At 44.4% G+C, this 16,928-nt stretch carries 21 protein-coding genes; 14 read left to right on the forward strand and 7 right to left on the reverse strand.

Annotated elements, in window-relative coordinates; translation table 11 throughout:
- Positions 1 to 133 precede the first annotated feature (133 nt).
- A complete protein-coding gene (locus S2091_RS19130) occupies positions 134 to 355 on the forward strand; it encodes a response regulator (protein WP_243405492.1) in 222 nt (73 codons plus the stop codon).
- Between the two features lie 171 nt (positions 356 to 526).
- Here the strand turns inward: S2091_RS19130 and S2091_RS19135 are convergent, their stop codons facing one another.
- From S2091_RS19135 to S2091_RS19150, 4 genes are all read right to left on the reverse strand, one after another.
- Complete coding sequence (locus S2091_RS19135; protein WP_105533573.1) at positions 527 to 730, reverse strand: hypothetical protein; 204 nt, start codon at positions 728 to 730, stop codon at positions 527 to 529.
- 155 nt (positions 731 to 885) lie between these two features.
- Positions 886 to 1,338, reverse strand: a complete 453-nt coding sequence (locus S2091_RS19140) for a PRC-barrel domain-containing protein (protein ID WP_341477010.1) — start codon at positions 1,336 to 1,338, stop codon at positions 886 to 888.
- 410 nt (positions 1,339 to 1,748) lie between these two features.
- The gene (locus S2091_RS19145) at positions 1,749 to 2,285 is read right to left on the reverse strand and encodes a ferritin-like domain-containing protein (RefSeq protein ID WP_105533574.1); all 537 of its coding nucleotides are present in this window, start codon (positions 2,283 to 2,285) and stop codon (positions 1,749 to 1,751) included.
- 136 nt (positions 2,286 to 2,421) lie between these two features.
- Positions 2,422 to 2,970, reverse strand: coding sequence for a hypothetical protein (locus S2091_RS19150; protein WP_105533575.1), 549 nt, complete (start codon positions 2,968 to 2,970; stop codon positions 2,422 to 2,424).
- Positions 2,971 to 3,220: 250 nt separating this feature from the next.
- On the opposite strand from S2091_RS19150, the gene S2091_RS19155 reads away from it, so the two are divergent.
- Positions 3,221 to 3,412: a hypothetical protein gene (locus tag S2091_RS19155; RefSeq protein WP_105533576.1), complete on the forward strand. Its 192-nt coding sequence runs from the start codon at positions 3,221 to 3,223 to the stop codon at positions 3,410 to 3,412.
- Between the two features lie 140 nt (positions 3,413 to 3,552).
- Positions 3,553 to 4,152, forward strand: coding sequence for a chemotaxis protein CheB (locus tag S2091_RS19160; RefSeq protein ID WP_105533577.1), 600 nt, complete (start codon positions 3,553 to 3,555; stop codon positions 4,150 to 4,152).
- A 51-nt stretch (positions 4,153 to 4,203) separates the two neighbouring features.
- Here the strand turns inward: S2091_RS19160 and S2091_RS19165 are convergent, their stop codons facing one another.
- Both S2091_RS19165 and S2091_RS19170 read right to left on the reverse strand, forming a co-directional pair.
- Positions 4,204 to 5,442, reverse strand: coding sequence for an SAM-dependent methyltransferase (locus S2091_RS19165; RefSeq protein WP_105533578.1), 1,239 nt, complete (start codon positions 5,440 to 5,442; stop codon positions 4,204 to 4,206).
- Between the two features lie 81 nt (positions 5,443 to 5,523).
- The gene (locus S2091_RS19170) at positions 5,524 to 6,102 is read right to left on the reverse strand and encodes a superoxide dismutase (RefSeq protein WP_105533579.1); all 579 of its coding nucleotides are present in this window, start codon (positions 6,100 to 6,102) and stop codon (positions 5,524 to 5,526) included.
- A 563-nt stretch (positions 6,103 to 6,665) separates the two neighbouring features.
- Here S2091_RS19170 and S2091_RS19175 point away from each other — a divergent pair.
- The 9 genes from S2091_RS19175 (at position 6,666) to S2091_RS19215 (ending at position 14,118) form a co-directional block, all read left to right on the forward strand.
- On the forward strand, positions 6,666 to 6,851 hold the full coding sequence (locus S2091_RS19175) for a CsbD family protein (RefSeq protein ID WP_105533580.1): 186 nt from the start codon (positions 6,666 to 6,668) through the stop codon (positions 6,849 to 6,851).
- Positions 6,852 to 6,964: 113 nt separating this feature from the next.
- Positions 6,965 to 7,120: a DUF3096 domain-containing protein gene (locus S2091_RS19180; RefSeq protein ID WP_423828252.1), complete on the forward strand. Its 156-nt coding sequence runs from the start codon at positions 6,965 to 6,967 to the stop codon at positions 7,118 to 7,120.
- A 182-nt stretch (positions 7,121 to 7,302) separates the two neighbouring features.
- On the forward strand, positions 7,303 to 9,387 hold the full coding sequence (locus tag S2091_RS19185) for a putative bifunctional diguanylate cyclase/phosphodiesterase (RefSeq protein ID WP_105533582.1): 2,085 nt from the start codon (positions 7,303 to 7,305) through the stop codon (positions 9,385 to 9,387).
- An 81-nt stretch (positions 9,388 to 9,468) separates the two neighbouring features.
- A complete protein-coding gene (locus tag S2091_RS19190; RefSeq protein WP_105533583.1) occupies positions 9,469 to 10,146 on the forward strand; it encodes a type 1 glutamine amidotransferase domain-containing protein in 678 nt (225 codons plus the stop codon).
- Positions 10,147 to 10,170: 24 nt separating this feature from the next.
- Complete coding sequence (locus S2091_RS19195; RefSeq protein ID WP_105533584.1) at positions 10,171 to 11,307, forward strand: MlaE family ABC transporter permease; 1,137 nt, start codon at positions 10,171 to 10,173, stop codon at positions 11,305 to 11,307.
- A 1-nt stretch (position 11,308) separates the two neighbouring features.
- The gene (locus S2091_RS19200; protein ID WP_105533585.1) at positions 11,309 to 12,163 is read left to right on the forward strand and encodes an ABC transporter ATP-binding protein; all 855 of its coding nucleotides are present in this window, start codon (positions 11,309 to 11,311) and stop codon (positions 12,161 to 12,163) included.
- Between the two features lie 41 nt (positions 12,164 to 12,204).
- Entirely contained in the window at positions 12,205 to 13,098 is an 894-nt protein-coding gene (locus S2091_RS19205) for an MlaD family protein (RefSeq protein ID WP_243405493.1), read from the forward strand.
- On the forward strand, positions 13,095 to 13,778 hold the full coding sequence (locus S2091_RS19210; RefSeq protein ID WP_105533587.1) for an ABC-type transport auxiliary lipoprotein family protein: 684 nt from the start codon (positions 13,095 to 13,097) through the stop codon (positions 13,776 to 13,778). Before S2091_RS19205 ends, S2091_RS19210 begins: the two co-directional genes overlap by 4 nt.
- 145 nt (positions 13,779 to 13,923) lie before the next feature.
- A complete protein-coding gene (locus S2091_RS19215; protein ID WP_105533588.1) occupies positions 13,924 to 14,118 on the forward strand; it encodes a hypothetical protein in 195 nt (64 codons plus the stop codon).
- A gap of 30 nt (positions 14,119 to 14,148) precedes the next feature.
- Here the strand turns inward: S2091_RS19215 and pgi are convergent, their stop codons facing one another.
- Positions 14,149 to 15,825 carry a glucose-6-phosphate isomerase gene (gene pgi / locus S2091_RS19220; protein WP_105533589.1) on the reverse strand — a complete coding sequence of 559 codons (1,677 nt, stop codon included), beginning with the start codon at positions 15,823 to 15,825 and terminating at the stop codon, positions 14,149 to 14,151.
- A 328-nt stretch (positions 15,826 to 16,153) separates the two neighbouring features.
- Here pgi and S2091_RS19225 point away from each other — a divergent pair, with 328 nt between their 5' ends.
- The gene (locus tag S2091_RS19225; RefSeq protein ID WP_105533590.1) at positions 16,154 to 16,480 is read left to right on the forward strand and encodes a BON domain-containing protein; all 327 of its coding nucleotides are present in this window, start codon (positions 16,154 to 16,156) and stop codon (positions 16,478 to 16,480) included.
- Positions 16,481 to 16,619: 139 nt separating this feature from the next.
- On the forward strand, positions 16,620 to 16,901 hold the full coding sequence (locus S2091_RS19230; RefSeq protein ID WP_341477011.1) for an ElaB/YgaM/YqjD family protein: 282 nt from the start codon (positions 16,620 to 16,622) through the stop codon (positions 16,899 to 16,901).
- Positions 16,902 to 16,928: the final 27 nt, after the last annotated feature.

Raw genomic sequence — 16,928 nt, forward strand, 5'->3', positions numbered from 1 at the left:
GGAAATCCGCAAAAAGCGCCTATTTTGCGCCTCGACGTTCAAATCGAGACCAAACAAATTCGTCGTTTTATGCAAGTAAATCATTAACTTACAAGCTCCTGGCGTGAGAACGTTGGGACACTACTGATTGGATATGAATTTACCTGATTTGAATGGTTATGAAGTATTCCGCATATTGCATGAAGACCCAACAACCTCCCATATACCAATCATGGCATTGTCATCTAATGCATTCATCCATGATATTCAAAAAGGTTTCAATATCGGATTTTTCCGATATTTAACCAAACCCTTTGAAATCAATGTACTTATGGATGCAATTGATACCGGTATTTCTATGTCCCATATTCAATGAAGCATTACTGAACAAATTTAAAATTACCGTCTAAATTTATATACCGCAGAAAATCGTAATTCACATTATTCAGTTTATCTCTATTGTTTTATGACGGCCGGCTTCAGATATTATCAGTGCAAATTCTCAATAAACAACCGAATGCCCCCAAAACCAGCCGAGTTTACCTGACTACTTTATTGAAGATGCGCAAGCATTATCTGAACTCTTCTTTGCCTTATCACTACAATCCATAGCACTCTTTGCGCTACCCTTGGCATCATCCAGCTTATTGTGATGATGACTTTCGGATGCTTTTTGATGATGTTTAGCTGCCTCTTCGTGATCAACTGCTGCCTGCATATGGAGATCGCTCGGGTTATTGGTATTTGACATAGTATTTATTCCTAATTAATAAAATATTGAAGGTTAAAAACCGAAACGCATGCCGCAAAATTAGTTTGCACGACATGTCCATTCACAATATATCTTTGAGGTTAATTAAACAGTTCGCTAACGAACATATCTATTCCTAATAATATAAATGGAAGCTATTCGTAAGTTCGCTGAAAGTAATAGCCTTGAATACTGTCAACCCAAATATGATCTGCCATATTCGGCCAATGATTCGAATCAAATCCCGGCGCATTTTCAAATCGTTCTTTACTAATATTAAGGATAAATTGATGATTTTCCGGATCAAGTTTCATTGAATTCCACGGAACTGCGAATAGTTTTTCTCCCATAGTTAACACGCCGCCGTGCGCCAGAACTGCATAAGCTATGCTGCCGGAATGCATGTTCAACATAATTTCCTTGATATCACCCAAATGCTCATCTTGGGCGTTGCTAACTTTATTCCCGATCAGTGTTTTCGCGCCCATTAAAGGTGGAATTGGTTCATTTTGATTAATGGCAATTGGGTCATTTTGATTTATGGCAATCGTTTCATTTTCGAGCGCATCTAGCATTTGTGGGCTGCTATCGCTATTGGTATTTAACATGATATTTAATCCTTAATAATAAATATTGCTGATTTAAGATCTGAAGTCCATACCGTAAAATTAATGATCACGACATGGCAATTCACAATAAATTATTCAATTAAGTTAAACAGTTCGTTAGCGAACATATTACAAAAAATTATAGTTGAACTGAAATCAAGCACTTCATTTTCCAACTTTAGATTCAATGCTTAATTTATATTTTATAAAAAACCGTTACTTCATATAAAGTAACGGTTTTTGAATACAAAAAATAATTGCATCTGGTTGGGCTTAAGGAGGATGTAAAAAGTTTAGCGTGGCTAACGTTTTTACTAAAATACTTTAAAAAATAGCGATTAAATTTACAAAAAATTTTATGTGCAAGTTACATCATGTGGATTAATAACACGGTAGTCCAGCATACGCAGCTAAGCCATCAAATCACGCATATCGTCAGCATGTTCTTCTTCCTTCGCCATGATGCCAACTAACATATGACTGGTTGTCGGATCTTTTTCACCAATTTGTTCAATCATCTGCCGATATGCTTCAATAGCAACCCGTTCAGCAATCAAATTTGCTTTAATCATGTCTTTTATCGACGCAGAATCATCGTACTCTGCGTGACTACGATTAACGAGAGTGGCAGGGTTAAAATCTGGCTTACCGTTTAATTGCACAATTCGCTCAGCTAAAAGATTCGCATGACCCTGTTCTTCCATCGCATGCTGCAAAAACTCCGCTTTAATTGGACCATTTTGTAAACCAATCGCCGTATAGTAGTGGCGTTTATAGCGCAAAACACAGACTAGTTCCGTTGCCAATGCATTGTTCAGCATCGCAATAATTTTCTTTCGATCTGCCTGATAACCAACGGTGACGGCACCGTCATCCAGATGTTTAGCCGCTGATCGAATAGCATCTATATCAATGCTCTTTTTTAATTCATTTTTAGCTTTTATCATGATTTAGTCCCTGTCAAATAATGAAATATGACTTAAAAAATTTAAATTCAGAATCTATACTTTTAATATTAGATGCTCCCTTTTATAAATTACTTACCTTAAAAAGGAGCACCGATAGCACTATGATCACCCAAATTTATTTCCCGTATTTTGTTTGTGCTGAAGCGATGCAAGCAGCTTTTGATGGGCCTGCGAAACCATCGCATTTTTCGATTTCCACTTGGTAATCGGCATCATTTGTTGATTGAGCAGCCTCGCCGCGTGCATTAGTTACTTTATTAGTTGCTTTTGCATTGGCTATCGACGTTACATTGGTTGCTTTTGCTTGCTTCATGCAAACGTCTTTATCATTTCCGACCTTCGTATTACATTTTTCTTTATCAACTGCATATTGGGCATCGGCGACATCCGATATTGCAGTGGCGCGCGCCTTTGGCGTATTTTCATAATCGGCATTTGCTTGAGCTTTGAGCGTAGTGCGAGCCAGAACAGCCTCTTCGATACAAACATCTTTGGCATTACTTGCTAAGGAATTACATTTGTTTGTATTGATTTTGTACTCAGCGTCCGCATGTTCCAGGGCGCTTTTGTAGGTTAATTTCGCTTCGGCAGTTGCTGCAAAAGCGTTTGTATAAGCGCTTATGCTAACAATTGTTATCAATAATCCTGACAGTAATTTATTCATAATTTTTCCTAAGTTGATGTGATTTGGATTTGTTTGTAGCGTTTACACGATAGATCGTGCAATTCACATCGTCAGTACGCTAGGGCACATAATGGGATGATATTCAATGAAACTAAGCGTGCTAGCGCACAGATTGAAACAATTTTCATACATACACTCATCGGTATTCAATACTGAAAATTCCGTTATTACTATTACACCCAGTAACACGCGGCAAAATCTATCACCAATTTAATAGAACGGAACTGTCATGCCTCTCGCCAAAGGATCCAATAAAGCAGTGGTCAGCAATAATATTAAAATGTTGGTCGATGAATGGAAAGAATCAGGATCAATTGGCAATAGCCATCCAAAAACTAAAAGAAAAGCAGTTAAGCAGGCTGTCGCTATCGCATTGACTAAGGCAGGAAAAAGTAACAAGGAACGAGCACTAAAAAAATAGTAGCACCGAAATTTTCGGGACCGTTGACGATTTTTATTAAATTTGCCAAGAACATCATATTGCAAGGATTTTTATAGGGGACATAGAATGAACCATAAAAAAATTTCACGTTTCCGTCGTATCCATTCGAGAATATTCTTATGAAAAATTTCCCAATTGTTTGCGTGGGCGGCTCAGCCGGAGGCTTAAACGCGTACATTCGATTATTGAAAAATTTGCCGGTTAATATGGGTGTGGCTATCGTTATCGTGAATCACATCACAATCTTCCCAACCCAACTTCATGAAATTCTTCCTAATTACACAGGTATGCCGGTTAAACTCATCACAGAAAGTTTATTAGTCGAACCCGATCATGTGTACATCATTCCTGAAAATCGAGATTTACACGTTCAAAATGGCGAATTCCAGTTAAAACCTATATCAAAGCCTCGTGGCTGGCCGGATGTCATTACGGTTTTTTTGCGCTCGCTAGTCCGCTACTGGGATGGCAAATTAATTGCTGTGATTGTTTCTGGATATGATGGCGATGGCGCTGCAGCGTTGTGCGACATTCAACAGGTTGGAGGTATTACCATCGCACAAAAACTGGATACAGCCAGCCACCCTGACATGCCGGAAAGCGCCATTGAAAGTGGATGCATCGATTTTATTTTATCGCCAGAAGATATCGCTGAAAAGTTGATATCCATAGCACGTAATCAAGAAAAAAATGACGTCGAATTTACAGACGTAAACTAATTTCATCTTTACCTCCTTAACTTCCGCCTAGGCGGGAGTCGTGTTTTTTGACTATCCAATCATATTCGTTCCTGTCCGCAGTTCAGCACGACCGTAGAGGTGACGGCTTGGCAATGGCAAGGTTGATGGATTACGCCCCGCTTTTACGCACACCACTTGGTACAAAGAAATCCAATCCTGATTGAATGCGTAGGCACAACCGGCTAAGTAGACTCGCCATATACGATATCGCCGATCACCCGAAAGACGTTTTATTTCTTCCGAATTGGCTTCGAACTGATCGCCCCAAAGCTCACAAGTCTTCGCGTAATGGCGCCGTAAATTTTCAATGTCAATCGCTTCTAACCCACCCTCTTGCATGGTTTTCAAAGCAAGACCGATATGTGGTAATTCGCCATGAGGAAACACATATTTCTCGATAAATTCACCATTACCATAGGGTGTTTCACCACTATCGGCGTCGGTGGATGTGATCCCATGATTCATCACTATCCCATCCACCGCCAACAATGAATTAATTTTTGAGAAATAGCTCGGAAGATTTCGTATTCCAACATGCTCAAACATGCCAACACTGGTTATTCGATCAAAAGTACCATCAACGTCACGATAATCTTGCAAACGAATTTCGATCAAATCACATAGCCCTAATTTAATAACGAGCGCCTTTGCATAATCAGCCTGATTTTCGGAAAGCGTAATACCAACACATCGCGCGCCATAATGTTTTGCCGCGTGTATGACTAACGCCCCCCAGCCACAACCAATATCGAGCAAAGTATCCCCGGGCCGTAATTGAATTTTTTGCAAAATCAAATCCATCTTTTTTATCTGGGCAGAAATGAGATCTTCATCGCCATTTTCAAAATAGGCGCAGGAATAAACCATATTTTCATCAAGCCATAATTTGTAGAATTCATCGGAAACGTCGTAATGATATTGAATTGCTTGCCTATCTTTTTCCTTGCTACGCTGAATTTTTCTGGCTATACGAGAAAACTTTCCTTCCAACTTCAGCGTTCCTGATGCTAATGCATTACCGATCGAAATGATCGCGCTCGGCGTGCCTTCGACATCTATTTTCCCATCAACATAAGCTGCACCAAGGTTGGATAGCGACGGAGTAAATAGACAAGATAGGGCTGATACATGCGGCACTCGTACGATAACTTGTGGCTCTGTATGGCTCAGACTCAATTGTTGTCCATTCCACAGATCCACTCGCAATGGTAATGCCAACTGATCACGAATATTTGCAGCCCATTGTTCCAGTTTTTTTTCCCAAAACATAATTTTTCTCCAAGGCTGTATTAATTCATTTATTCGATATAGCACTATCTTGTTTCACCGTTTAAAAAAGAATTACATTTTTTAAACAAAATTTTCCTCTGCAAAATCCCAGTTTGCCAATTCCCAGAATGCTTCAATATATTTAGGGCGCAGGTTGCGATAATCAATGTAATAAGCATGCTCCCATACATCGCAAGTCAGCAAAGGGATGTCACTGCCAGTCAGTGGCGTAGCAGCGTTTGAGGTGTTAACTATATCCAACGAACCGTCCGCTTTTTTGATTAGCCATGTCCAACCAGATCCAAAATTGCTGACACACGATTTAGTGAAGACCTCCTTGAATTTATCGAATGAGTTCCATTTTTCGTTAATTGCGTCAGCCAATATTCCAGAAGGTTTTAGATGGCTATCTGGCGATAAGCTATTCCAGTAAAAAGTATGGTTCCACACTTGTGCAGCATTATTGAACAAGCCATCCGACGCATTTTTAATGATCTCTTCAAGCGAAGCAGATTCAAATTCAGAACCTTCGAGCAATTTGTTTAAGTTGGTTATATAAGCCTGATGATGCTTGCTATAGTGATACTCCAGTGTTTCTTTGGAAATATGCGGCTCTAGTGCATCCATCGCATAGGGTAACGGCGGTAATGTATGTTTCATCGAATATCCTTTTATCTTTCTAAGATTGAAGTGTGTATTTTTTCACTCAGTCAGCATAATGGCTCACCCAGATTTGCGAGAATCGTGAGCAATTTTAGGAGTGACGAAGTTAACTCCTTGTACGGTCGCAATTTGTCGATTGAAAGAATCGCGTAACACCCCCCCCCCGACATTCATCGCAATGGGATATTGGTTCAATGTCACCTCCGTTTAATTAATTGTGAAAGAGCCTTTCCATGAAAGCTGTGGATCAACAATGTAGTCAAGGAGTGGGGCCAAAATTACGTTATTAAGCTGGCCGCATTCACATTGAATGCTTGAAGCTTGGTCGATTAACGTAAGTCTATCTGTGCGGTATCGTACAAAAACACAAATTAAAAAGATGCCGAATAACTGAAATAGTCAATTTTCATTTATTTGTGCCCGGCTTTGTTTGCTACCGAACAGAATCTAAAAAATGTGTACGTTATCTTCACTGCAAGAACACGAAGAATCCCTGCGTGATCGAGTATCTATTGCTGAAAATGGCAATATTTTATATTTATCGTCTAAAGAGGAAAATCATGAATAAAGATCAAACAAATGGCGCAGCAAAAAATATTGGTGGAAAAATCCAAGAACAAGCCGGTAAGCTTGTAGGGAGCCAGTCCCAGCAAGTTAAAGGGTTTAAACACCAGATTGACGGAAAAACTCAGGAAATAGTGGGGGATTTAAAAGAGGCTTACAGGGCTTCGAAAATTAAAAAATAAGTTGGGTACCTATCCATTTCGCGCATGCCGGTAAACGATTATGACTGGCTGCGCGTCATTTTTTTAATTCAAATGATTAACGATTTTAAGGCAAATAATGGATTTCACCTTTATTGATATTCCTCACCGCCGGAATATTGATTTTGATGAGTCCACGTTTATTCCGTTTTATTGTTGCTATTTATTTGGCATTAGTTATAGCCCGATCTACAACACCATTATTTCTATCAGTTTTGTTCGCTGGCGTACATACAACAATTTATACATAACTTATTGTTCGTCTGTAAAAACAGAACTAATACCATTACTTTATCAATTCAAGTCCATTTAACAAATCCATTTCTACGCGTTTTGGTTCGAAATGAGCCAATAAAAGCGATTGAAATCATTGCTGCCGATTAAATTAAGATTAATTTAAAAATAGCCAATTACATTAAGAGTCAAACAGATTATGAAAAATCGAATACTCATTCTTACTTACAACTCGATCGACGCAAACATACTCAAAAGCGCGCTTCTCAATACGCGAGATGGACCGTTCTACACGGAATGCTTATCGCGTCTCGATGCAGGGCTGGAACGACTGAGTTTAGGTGGCATTGACATCGTTCTAGTTGATTTATCCCTTGCAGACAGCAGCGGCATTAACACTTTTAATCAACTATTTAATCGCATACCACACACACCAATCCTTATTCTCAGTGCGTATGAAGAAGAACCGCTTGCGATTGAAGCCGTGCAACTTGGCGCTCAGGGATATTTATCTAAGGGATTCTTTGCAAGCAGCTTGATCCCTCAATCGTTACGCAGCGTTATCCAGCGCAAGAACGTCGAAGAAGCGCTCTACAAAGAGAGATCGAGAGCGGAGATTACGCTTAACTCAATCAGCGATGCCGTAATTTGCACGGACCAATTGGGTAATATCGATTATATGAACGTATCAGCAGAGAAACTGACAGGCTGGTCAATTGACGAAGCTAACGGTCACCCAATTGCTGACGTATTCAAGTTAATTAATGGTGTTACGCGCGAGCCTGAACGTAGTACTGTAGCGCTAGTATTGCAAAAAAATGAATCAAGAGATCTGCCCCCAAACACTGTTTTGATCAAGAAAGATGGAAGCGAAGCATCCATTGAAGATACTGCTTCACCGATTCACAACAGAAGTGGGCAACTTACTGGGGTGGCAATCGTCTTTCATGATGTTAGTCATACCCAAGCATTGAGCAATAAAATGGAACATCTTGCGCAGCATGATTTTCTGACTAATTTACCAAATCGGATATTACTTAACGATCGTATTGCTCAGGCGATTATTTTAGCCAAACGCAACCACAAGCAACTTGCACTACTTTTTCTTGACTTAGACAATTTCAAACATATTAACGACTCTCTCGGTCACGCAGCTGGCGACAAGCTTTTACAATCCGTTGCGCAGCGTTTGCGTGATTGCATACGTGGCTCCGACACGGTAAGCCGGCAAGGCGGCGATGAGTTCGTCTTATTATTAGTCGGTGGAGAATTTGACACAGATGCCGCAATGATCGCGGATAAAGTGCGTAATGCGCTTGCAGCGCCGCACTCAATCGACGGAAGCGATTTGTATATTACGACCAGTATTGGTATTAGCATTTACCCCGCTGATGGCAAAGATGCAGACGCGCTACTCAAAAGTGCAGATACAGCGATGTATTACGCTAAGGGTAAAGGACGAAATAACTATCAATTTTTTCGAAGCGAAATGAACATCCGGGCAGTCGAACGCCAATTTGTCGAAGCCAATTTACGCAGCGCCCTGGAAAAACGGGAATTTATTTTGCACTATCAGCCAAAAATCAATTTAAGCACTGGCAAAATTTCAGGCGCTGAAGCATTACTACGATGGAAACGTCCATCAAGTGAAATGATTCTTCCTGACCGCTTTATACGTATTGCAGAGGATTGCGGTTTAATTATACCCATCGGTCGCTGGGTATTACGTGATGCCTGCACTCAAGCAAAAAAATGGATCGAAGCTGGTCTTGCCCCTGTATCAATCGCCGTAAATATCTCTGCACTTGAGTTTCGTCAGGTTGATTTCCTTGAAAGTGTTCGTTCCGTTCTAAACGATACCGGGTTAGACGTGCATTGTTTGCAATTAGAAATCACTGAAAATGTATTAATGGATAATGCAGAATCAAGCGCATTTATACTTCAGGAGCTTAAAAATATCGGCGTGCAGTTGGCAGTAGATGATTTTGGTACTGGGTATTCAAGTTTGAGTTATTTAAATTTATTTCCGCTCGATGTAATAAAAATAGATCAATCGTTTGTCGATGGCATTGGTAATTCAAAAGACAACGGCATTATCGTCGGCGCAGTCATCGGGATGGGGAATAGCCTGAAACTTAAGGTAGTCGCCGAAGGTATTGAAAATCTAGAACAGTTAAATTTTTTAAAAGGGCTTCACTGCGAAGAAGGACAAGGATTTTATTTCAGCAAACCAATTTCATCGGAATCATTTGTTGAGATGCTTGCATCCGAAAGATCTTTTTAGTTACTCATTTGCATTTAAGGCTCGCTCCTATTTGAACTCTATTTGCTGTTCTCTTTGTTTACTCTTTGTTATGGAAATATTATGAACATACTGATGGTACTTACCTCACACGATAAGTTGGGCGACACGGGCGCAAAGACCGGATTTTGGTTAGAAGAGTTTGCTGCGCCCTATTATGTTTTCCAAAAAGCAGGTGCAAAAATTACGCTTACTTCGCCACTCGGTGGTCAACCTCCGCTTGATCCGAAAAGCGACGATCCTGCCTCACAAACCGAATCAACCATTCGCTTCAAGTCCGATTCTGCTGCACAAGCTACATTGGCCAATACCCGCAAATTAAGTGACATATCGACCAACGATTACGATGCTGTATTTTACCCTGGCGGTCATGGTCCATTGTGGGATCTGGTCAACGACAAATTGTCGATAGCCCTGATCGAAGTCATGCTGGAAGCTGGCAAGCCGGTCGCGGCTGTTTGCCATGCCCCCGGTGTACTGCGCTATGTCAATAATCCGGATGGCACATCCGTGCTCAAGGGCAAAGCCGTAACTGGTTTTACCAACAGCGAAGAACAGGCTGTCGGGTTAAGCAAGGTGGTGCCGTTTTTGGTTGAGGATATGCTTAAGGAAAACGGAGCCAACTACAGCAAGCTTGCAGACTGGCAGCCTCATGTCGTCACGGACGGCTTGCTGATTACGGGACAAAACCCCGCATCATCCGAACCGGCTGCTCAAGCATTGCTAAAAATGCTGGCTTAGCAATTTTTTCGCCAGAATCTGACCATGACTATTAGCACGCCAACCATGACACCCGCCGCAATAGATCGTTCAAAGCCGCAAACGCTTGGACTTTCTGGAGCGTGGACAGTTAATGGAATGGGACAGATCTCACCACAACTAAATAGTGCGACCATCACTCCCAGCCCAGGCCTGAAGATAGATGGCGCACGTATTGATGCACTCGATGCAACAGGCGCATGGGTAATCAATAAGCTGTTGCTACGGCTGGGTACTCAGGGTCATGCGATCCAGCTGCATGACTTGCGCCCCGAATTTTCCCATCTGCTCGGGGATGCAGGCCAACAGAGCGCTGAACAAACTGCACCGATCCTCCCCGTGCCTACCAAACCTGTATTGGAACGCATCGGTCGCAGCGTTGAATTAGCTGTGCACGATACGATGGCCTTGCTTGGTTTTGTTGGTCTCAGCGCAGTCAGCCTGGCAAAGTGTATCCCCCACCCGGCGCAGTTCCGGGGCCGATCTATCTTGTTTAATATACGCAGCGCAGGCGTCGATGCGTTGCCTATCGTTGGTTTGCTTACCTTTTTGCTCGGTGTTGTGGTCGCCTATCAGAGCGCCAATCAACTCAGGCAATATGGTGCCAATATTTTTGTTGTCGATCTGATCGGCTTGTCCATGCTGCGAGAATTCGCGCCGCTGATCACCGCAATCATCGTCGCCGGCCGCTCCGGATCAGCGTATACCGCACAAATCGGCACCATGGCAGTGACGGAAGAAATTGACGCCATGCGTACTCTTGGCATAGATCCCCACCAAATGCTGGTTGTACCAAAAATTATCGCTTTAATGATTACGTTACCGCTACTAACCGTATTTGCGGATGTGCTGGGTGTATTCGGCGGAATGATCATGGCACAGGCCACACTGGGAGTTGGTTTTGCTGAATTCCTGGATCGCTTCACTAAGGCCGTTAACATGTCGGCTTATTTGCTGGGTATCGGCAAGGCTGTTGTGTTCGCCGCCATCATCGCAGTGGTGGGTTGCTATCAGGGCTTTCTAGCCAGTGGCGGGCCCGACAGCATAGGCCGTCAAACTACCCGCAGCGTGGTGCAGGGAATTTTTCTGGTTATCGTCGTTGACGCGCTGTTTTCTATCGCTTTCAGTGCGCTGGACCTTTGATATGAACAACTTACCCAATCAGACCGTTGTCGAAATAAGTAACGTGTGTACGCGTTTTGGCGACCATATCGTGCATTCTGGAGTCGATCTTGAGGTACGCAAAGCAGAAATATTTGCCCTGATTGGCGGAAGCGGCTCCGGCAAATCGACCCTGTTACGCGAGATGATCATGCTGCAACGCCCCGACTCGGGTTCTATCCAAGTGTTAGGTGAACCGCTGGAACATCTCGGTGAGCAGCAAGCCACGGATCTGCGCAAACGCTGGGGCGTAATGTTCCAGCATGGCGGCTTGTTTGGCTCGTTGACCGTCCAGCAAAATATCGGTTTGCCAATGCGCGAACATACCAACTTGGACGATGCACTGATCGATGAAATAGCCGATTGGAAACTGACCATGACCGGCCTGAAATCTGCGGTCGGTGCGCAATATCCGTCAGAATTGAGCGGCGGTATGTTGAAACGTGCTTCGTTAGCACGTGCGTTGGTGCTCGATCCGGAATTGCTGTTTTTAGATGAGCCGACCACCGGTCTGGACCCGGAAAGCGCATCGGAAATTGATGAACTGGTTTGTAAACTACGCAACCAAAGCGGCTTGACCATCGTCATGATTACCCATGATCTTGATCTGTTATGGCAAGTGTCGGATCGTGTTGCGGTATTGGCCAATGGCAAGGTACAAGCCATGGGGTCGATGCAGGAACTATCAACTAACGACAATCCTGCCATTAAAGTATTTTTTGACGGCCCACGTGGCAGAGCTGCGCAAGACCAAGAGCAACGATTGCCCCATACATCAACTAATGCAGCGAAGGCAACGAATGCAACTTCCGGGAGTTCACCATCGAAACCAAAGTAAACTATTCACTGGTCGGCGCATTTGTCCTGATACTCGGCGCTGTGCTGATAGTTGGCATACTCTGGCTGGCTTCAGGTGGTGCCTTCCAAAAGAAAATCGACATGTATCTGGCGATTGAAGACGAATCCGTAGCCGGGCTAAACGTGAATGCACCGGTCAAATATAACGGGGTCGATGTTGGCAAGGTGCGTAATATCCAGCTCGATCCGAGCAACCCTGATCGGGTCAACCTGCTCTTCGCCATCAACCACAATACGCCAATCCGGGAAGACACCGTGGCCGTTCTGAAAACCCAGGGCTTAACCGGCATCGCCTACGTTGAACTGAGCAGCACCGCACACAACTCGCCTTTGCTGCATAAAACTGCAGGTTATGAGTATCCGGTGATACGTACCAAACCTTCTCTGGGTGCGCGGCTGGAAAACGTGCTGACCACGGTGTTGGCCAGTCTGGACAGCACATCCAAGCACATCAATTCAATCTTGAGCGATCAAAATCAGGAAAACTTCAAAAACACGCTGAGCGACTTGGCGACCATCGCGCACACTATTGCGTTACGCAAAGATGCAATCGACCACGGCTTACGCAATGCGGACCTTACCTTGAACAATACGACACGACTAACCGCACAAGCTGGACCTGTTATCGATCAAATTGGGCGTAGCGCGGAATCCATCAGCACGATGGGTAAGGAAGTCAGTCGCACCAGCATCAATGCCGGAAAATCCCTGAACTCAATCGGATCGGACTTGAAGGGCTTTACCGACGTGAGTCTGCCGGAACTGGATCGACTAATCGGCGAGCTCAATGCCTTATCGGCTTCGATGCGACGCCTTAGTGAGCAAACCGAACGAAATCCAAACAGCTTGTTGTTCGGCATTACTCCAGTGCCTGACGGGCCGGGAGAAACGCCTACCGTAGTGAGGAAGCCATGAACCGGGAATCTTATTCTCAATTATTCAAGTGCCTAATAAACACGCTGCCCATTATCTTACTTAGCGCATGCAGTGCATTGCATCCGATTGAAACAGCGCCGCCGACATTTTATTCACTGGACTATCCTACTGCGAAGTCTAATCAGGCCAAGCCGACCTTGCCAGACTACGCTCCTACCCTGCTGGTCAACCCGCCGGTTGCCGCTTCGGGATTTGACAGCCAGCGCATTATTTACACTCGCGTTGCACATCAACTGGAATATTTTGCACACAGTGAGTGGATCGACACTCCGGCACGCATGATTGCACCATTGATAGTCGATGCATTGGCCAACAGCGGCGCTTTTCGTGCAGTGGCTCCGGCCACCAGCGCTGCTGCCGGTGGTCTGCGCTTAAATACCGAGATAGTTCGGCTGCAACATGATTTCAGTACGCAACCGAGCCAGTTACGCTTCACAATACGCGCTTATGTGTTGGACAATGCAACGCGTAAGGTTCTGGCATGGCATGAATTCGATGAAGTCGTTGTAGCAGCAAGCGACACGCCGTATGACGGTATCGTTGCCGCGAATCAGGCGGTACAAATAGGGTTACAGGAGTTGACCAGGTTTTGTGTTGATACGACACGTCAATGGCAAGCGAGCAAAGATGCCGAACATAGTAACGGCACATTGAATTAATCAAGATTACTGTTCAAGACGCTCGGGCTTGGTTTAGTAAGGAAAATTTAATTCGAGGCAAGATCCTGATTCGGTTCGCTAGCGCACCGACCAGACTAAAACTTCAGGATATCTTCCCCATACTAATCAACCTCCGGAGAACATCATGACACCGACATCCAACGACGAATTACTGTTTGTTTATGAAAAACTTGAAGACCAACTCATGCAAGTGATCAATGAATCGGACAACGTACCGCACCTGGCTACCAGTGGAATACGTGTTCAACCAAAAAAACCTATGAATTGCTATGAATCAAAAATGCGCTCATATGCTGCCTTATGTGAAGCTGGTCGATAACCTTTTGCGGTAAATTTTTCGATAAATGGGTTATTTTTCATTGGTTTGTTGATGTGTCAGCTCATCCCGCAACCTGCGGTAGCGCAGGATCAATGCTTTGGTTGAGCTGTCGTGTTCTAACTTAGGCGCGTCAACATCTTCAAGTTCGGGAATAATGCGCTGCGCCAGATCCTTGCCAAGTTCAACTCCCCACTGATCAAAAGAGTCGATCTGCCAAATAGCCCCCTGAGTAAAAATACTATGCTCGTACAACGCGACCAGTTGCCCCAAAACTTCTGGAGTGAGGCGTTCGGCGAGTATGGTATTGGTCGGACGATTGCCCTCAAACATGCGATGCGGCGCAAGCCACGGTGGCGTGCCTTCGGTCGCGATTTGCTCTTGTGTTTTGCCAAACGCCAGCGCTTCAGTCTGCGCGAACAGGTTGGCCATCAACAAATCATGATGACGACCCACTGGATTAAGCGGCTGGCAAAATCCGATAAAATCACATGGTACAAGCCTGGTTCCCTGATGCATCAGCTGAAAAAACGAATGCTGGCCATTGGTGCCCGGCTCGCCCCAATAGATTGGCCCGGTCATCACACCGACTGGATCGCCATCGAGCGTGACATGCTTCCCATTGCTTTCCATCGCCAACTGCTGAAGATACGCAGGAAAACGTTTGAGATATTGTTCATAAGGCAGCACCGCGACAGTTTCAGCCCCAAGAAAATTATTATTCCAGATTGCTAATAAGCCCATCAGCACAGGCAGATTCTGCGCGAACGGCGCACTGCGAAAGTGCATATCCATTGCATGAAAACCGGACAGCATCGCACGATAATTTTGTTCGCCGATGGCGATCATGGTTGACAATCCGATAGCCGAATCCATCGAGTAACGGCCACCAACCCAATCCCAAAAAACAAACATGTTGGCCGGATCGATGCCAAATTTCTCCACGCCGTCCGTATTTGTTGATACCGCGACAAAATGCCGCTGCACTGCCCGCTCATCCTTGATCGTGCTTAAACACCATGCGCGAGCCGAGTAGGCATTGGTTAAGGTTTCCTGTGTTTTAAATGTTTTTGAGCAGATGATGAACAACGTTTCTTCCGGGTCCAGATCACGCGTCGCTTCTACAAAGTCGGTACCATCGACGTTGGAAATAAAACGAAAGCACATGTCACGACGACTGTACTGAAGCAGCGCGTCATACGCCATAACCGGGCCCAGATCGGAACCGCCGATGCCGATATTAATTACGTTGCGAATCACCCGACCTGTGTAGCCGAGCCACTTTCCGCTTCGCACGCTTTCGCTAAATGCAGCCATTTGATCAAGCACCGCATAGACCTGCGGCACCACGTCGACTCCATCTACCTCGATATGCTCACCAACTTGCGCCCGCAGCGCTATATGAAGCGCCGCGCGCTTCTCACTCGTATTGATATTCCGGCCGCTGAACATAGCATCGATGTGTGCAGGCAAACCGCAATCGTCGGCCAACTGAAGCAAAAGCCTGAGCGTTTCATCCGTTACGCGATTCTTCGAATAGTCGAGATAGAGACCGGCGCCTTCGGCAGTCAGGTGCTCGCCGCGCTGCGGATCATCGGAAAATAACTGTCGCAGATGCAGATCGCCAATCAGCTTGTGGTGCGCTACAAGCTCCTGCCAGGTGAGCCTTTCCAGCAATCGCGGACCGGGTGTAAGTGTTGTGTCCCTCATGCTGTCAGTATTCCTCGCGTAATATTATCAAGCCACAAGCTCTGGCCCAGTTCGTATAGATACTCAGTAGTATTCATAACAGCCGCCCTTTTTTATAATCTCACGTTACCAGTAGTCAATGCGCCCATGTAGACATGCATAGTGAACTTATATCCGGGGCCAGTCTGTACGATATCGTACAGACGTTAATACGTTTTGAAATGCGAATTTAAGTTCATTTGGGTTTAAAAAAATAACCCACTATCGGCAACATCTAGGTGCGCCACCGCACAGAACCGGATCTGAACCGGCGATAAGATGAAATTCCTTTCAAACTATTGTTGGAGTAATGATGAAACCTAAATTTGGCACAATGTGCGTGTTAGTCGGTAGCCTTTTGACCATAACGGCTGTCGCTTATGCTGACGATGTTGATCAACATCATCCGATGACTTTCATCAAGGACTCGGCAATTACATCGTTAATCAAAACCAAGCTCGCCGCTGAGCATTTATCCACTCTGAAAAATATCAAAGTCGATACAGACGACAAGGGTGTGGTCTGGCTGAGCGGGTATGCACCATCGCAAATGCTGGTAGATAAATCGGAATCAATTGCGCGTAATACTGACGGCGTTAGAGCGGTGAAAAATAATATCGTCGTGAAAATGGATTAGTAAACGCTACCAGTTGGCATCACGTTGTCAATTGGTAGCATGAACAAAGCGAAGTTCGGCACTTCAATTGCCGACAGATCACTATTAATAATTGAATACGTTGAATAAGGAGTTCCCCATGCTGGAAGAAAATATACATATGGTTAATCAAGACATCAGGACATTGATTATCGATGCCCAGGCATTGCTGCAAGCAGCCACCACTTTGTCCGGTGAGAAAGCTGAGGAAATGCGCAAACATGGAATGCAATTACTTGATACTGCCATGGCCAAGGCACGTGATACCCAGATCAACGCAATAAATACTAGCAAGAGAATGGCAGCGTCTGCCGATGGCTATGTCAGGGAAAATCCATGGAGAACGATCGCCACTGGAGCTGGCATCGGACTACTGTTGGGTGTGATACTCGGCCGTCGATAATTGCGAAATTATTCTGTCATCCTAAAA

Source organism: Solimicrobium silvestre (assembly GCF_002976435.1).
In the GTDB taxonomy this organism is placed as follows: domain Bacteria; phylum Pseudomonadota; class Gammaproteobacteria; order Burkholderiales; family Burkholderiaceae_D; genus Solimicrobium; species Solimicrobium silvestre.